This is a genomic window from Ferroglobus sp. (genome assembly GCF_015521575.1).
GTDB lineage: Archaea > Halobacteriota > Archaeoglobi > Archaeoglobales > Archaeoglobaceae > Ferroglobus.
Genome location: NZ_WANY01000019.1, coordinates 1 through 3021, shown reverse-complemented (window position 1 = coordinate 3021; position 3021 = coordinate 1). Strand labels below are relative to the sequence as shown.

Below are 3021 nucleotides of genomic sequence, written 5' to 3'. Positions count from 1 at the left end.
TTCTTCTCCCTCGCAACTATGACGACAAGGTAGTCTCCAAGCTTCTTCGCCTCTTCCAAGAACCTTATGTGCCCCGGATGAATGATGTCGAAAGTTCCCGTTGCCACCACTTTCCTCATCATTTCGCAAAGAGAGGAAGGGAATAAAACAGTTGCCACAAAAAATTAGGAGGAAAACATGTCCTTTAAAGCTCTCTTGTTTATCTTTCCGACGCTCGTCTTCGGAATTTCGTTCACGAAAACGATTTTATCTGGAACTGCCCACTTCGTTATCTTTCCTTCCTCGACAAACTTCATCAGATGCTTCTTGATGCCCTCCTCGCTCACTTTTCCTTCAAATTCCTTTTTAAGGACGACGATCGCCACGGGTCTTTCTCCCCATTTCTCATCCGGAACTCCTATCACGGCACACTCCAAAACGGCTGGATGCATGCTTATTAGACTTTCAAGTGTCAGTGAAGAAATCCACTCTCCACCGCTCTTTATAACGTCTTTTATCCTATCGACGATGTTCACATAGCCAAGCTTGTCGACAACAGCAATATCTCCGGTGTGAAGCCATCCCCCGTCCCAAAGCTCCTTCGTTTTTTCCGGATCTTTCAAGTATTCCGGAGTCAGCCACGGAGCCCTCACGACGATTTCTCCCATATCCCTCTCATCAGGCTCGACATCCCTCCAGTCCTCCTTGACAACCCTCAGGTAAACGAAGGGAATCGGGAAGCCAGTCTTCACGTAGTAATCGACTTTCTCCTCTTCGCTCAGGCTTAAAAGCTCTGGTTTAAGTTTGGCGATCGTCAAAACTGGACAAGTTTCGGACATTCCGTAGCCGGAGGTAATCTTTATTCCCTTCTCTATTGCTTTCAAAGCCAGACCTTTCGGAAGTTTGGATCCTCCGATGACGACTTTCCATCCGTCAAGCCTTTCATTTTCTTTTAAAGCCGCCAGTATCATGTTGAGAATCGTGGGAACGCAGTGGCTTAGAGTAACCCCCTCCTTCTTTATAAGCTCTATAATTCTCCTTGGCTCGTATCTTCCCGGATACACCTGCTTCACGCCAAGAAGAGTTGCCACGTAAGGAATACCCCAAGCATGGACGTGAAACATCGGAGTTAGAGGCATGTAAACGTCGTTCGATCTGAAAGAAACCCAGTTGTCTTCGTATGCTGCAAATTCGAGAGCAACAGCGAGAGTGTGGAGAACGAGCTGGCGATGGTTGAAATATACACCTTTCGGTCTTCCCGTCGTGCCGGTTGTGTAGCCGAGAGTTGCAGTTGTTCTCTCATCAAGATCTGGAAAATCGTACTCCTTACTCGCTTTCTTCAACATCTCCTCGTACTCCAGTTCAGTCAGATCCGTTTCGGGCATTTCATCATCCGTTAAAATGACGTAGTTCTTTACCGTGTCAAGCTTGTCCTTTATTTTCTCAATCAGAGGCAAGAACTCTTTGTTGACGAGAACTACCTCATCTTCAGCGTGTTGCATCGTGTAAAGGATATCTTCAGGACTGAGCCTTACGTTAACGTTGTGGAGAATAGCGCCCATCATTGGTACGGCAAAATAGCATTCCAAGTAGCGATGAGAGTCCCAGTCCAAAACAGCCACCTTTGTGCCTTTCTTCACACCCAACTCTTCCAAGGCATTAGCGAGTCTGTGGACCCTTTCGTAAAGATCCTCATACGTGTATCTAACGATATCTCTGTAAACTATCTCCTGCTTCGGTGCCCATCTCACTCCGTGCTCAAGTATGTGCTTCAAAATCAGCTGAAAGTCATACATACCATCACCCGTTAGCAGACTTTTCTTCTTTAGCTAAATATCTTCGTAATTCTCGGCTTTCAGAAGCATTTTTATTGCCGACCAAATTCTCAATTTTAAATAATTATTGTTCTCTCTCTTTCAGTGCTTTCAGTAATTCGTTTAAAAGCTCTTCCACCCTCTTTAGGGAGATGCCGTAGCTTTTAACAGCTTCTTCAATTGCCTTAGACGAAAGGATTTCCTCGCTTTTTAATTCCACCACTTCAATCGGAACGTTCTTTCTCGCCCTGTAAACGATCTGAACGATATCCCACCTGCTGTAATGACCAACGCAATCAAAGTACGCTTTGGTAGCAAGTCTTTCCTCTGGATCAAGCTCAGCAAAAATCAGTTTCTCCTCGTCTATAACCGGCTCGACCAAGTATAGCCCAGAGGGATTGACTACCGAGCTTCCACCAGCTGCGATATCGAAAGCTCCTTCCGGAAGGATATCTGAAGGTAAATACATGTTTGCGCTTAAAACGAAGGTCTGAGTTTCAAAAGCGTATTCTCTGACGGCAGCATCGATGTCGCAGCTCCATATTTTATCCTTCTCCGGATTGAATCTTCTCTTGTTCGCTGTGTGCTTTTCGGCAACCCAGTAACCCGGCCACAATGCTGCGTGAATTTCTTCTCCCATCACGGCAAGTAGAGACTTAAACGGCGTCATATGGTTCTCGTAGCATATCAGCCCGCTAACATTTCCGACATCCGTTTTGTAGGTTCTCAAATCCGTGCCATCTCCAAGTCCCCACACCATCCTTTCTCCGTGGGTTGGCATAAGCTTCCTATGCTTTCCAAGGAAGTTCCCTTCAGAGTCTATGAAGACCACGGTGTTGTAGAGGGTTAAACTTCCCGGAGTTTTGTCGAGTTCGCTCACACCGATTATAACGTTGATTCTTGCCTCTTTAGCTGAATCAAACAGTGGAGATATATCTTCAGGAATTCTCACAGAGTTTTTCTGATAGTTCACCATGTATTCTGCCCAAAGAGGAGTAGCCAAACCCCTCCAGTAGGGATAGCCTGGGATGAACGTTTCCGGAAAAACTATCAGCCTCGCTCCTTTCCTTCCAGCTTCTTCTATCACTCTGCAAGCCTTATCGATACTTCCTTCCTTATCCATATATTCAGGAGAGATCTGAGCTACGGAAATTCCAATTTTTTCCATAACGATTAATGGCAATAATTCTTTAAAAAATTACTTTTTTACTTTTCTAATCCACAACTT

The 3021-nt window shown here is 45.2% G+C and carries 3 protein-coding genes; all 3 read right to left on the bottom strand.

Going from position 1 to position 3021, the window contains the following annotated elements:
• Nucleotides 1-119, bottom strand: a 119-nt coding sequence (locus tag F7C14_RS00795; protein ID WP_290898688.1) for an adenylyltransferase/cytidyltransferase family protein, incomplete at its 3' end; no start/stop codon positions are given.
• A gap of 45 nt (nt 120-164) precedes the next feature.
• Nucleotides 165-1775, bottom strand: coding sequence for a fatty acid--CoA ligase (locus tag F7C14_RS00790; protein WP_290898685.1), 1611 nt, complete (start codon nt 1773-1775; stop codon nt 165-167).
• A gap of 103 nt (nt 1776-1878) precedes the next feature.
• Nucleotides 1879-2961 carry a carbon-nitrogen hydrolase family protein gene (locus F7C14_RS00785; RefSeq protein WP_290898682.1) on the bottom strand — a complete coding sequence of 361 codons (1083 nt, stop codon included), beginning with the start codon at nt 2959-2961 and terminating at the stop codon, nt 1879-1881.
• Nucleotides 2962-3021 lie beyond the last annotated feature (60 nt).

Coding starts and splice junctions, on each gene's coding strand:
- F7C14_RS00785 (WP_290898682.1), bottom strand. CDS start 2,961: ATGGAAAAAATTGGAATTTCCGTAGCTCAGATCTCTCCTGAATATATG.
- F7C14_RS00790 (WP_290898685.1), bottom strand. CDS start 1,775: ATGTATGACTTTCAGCTGATTTTGAAGCACATACTTGAGCACGGAGTG.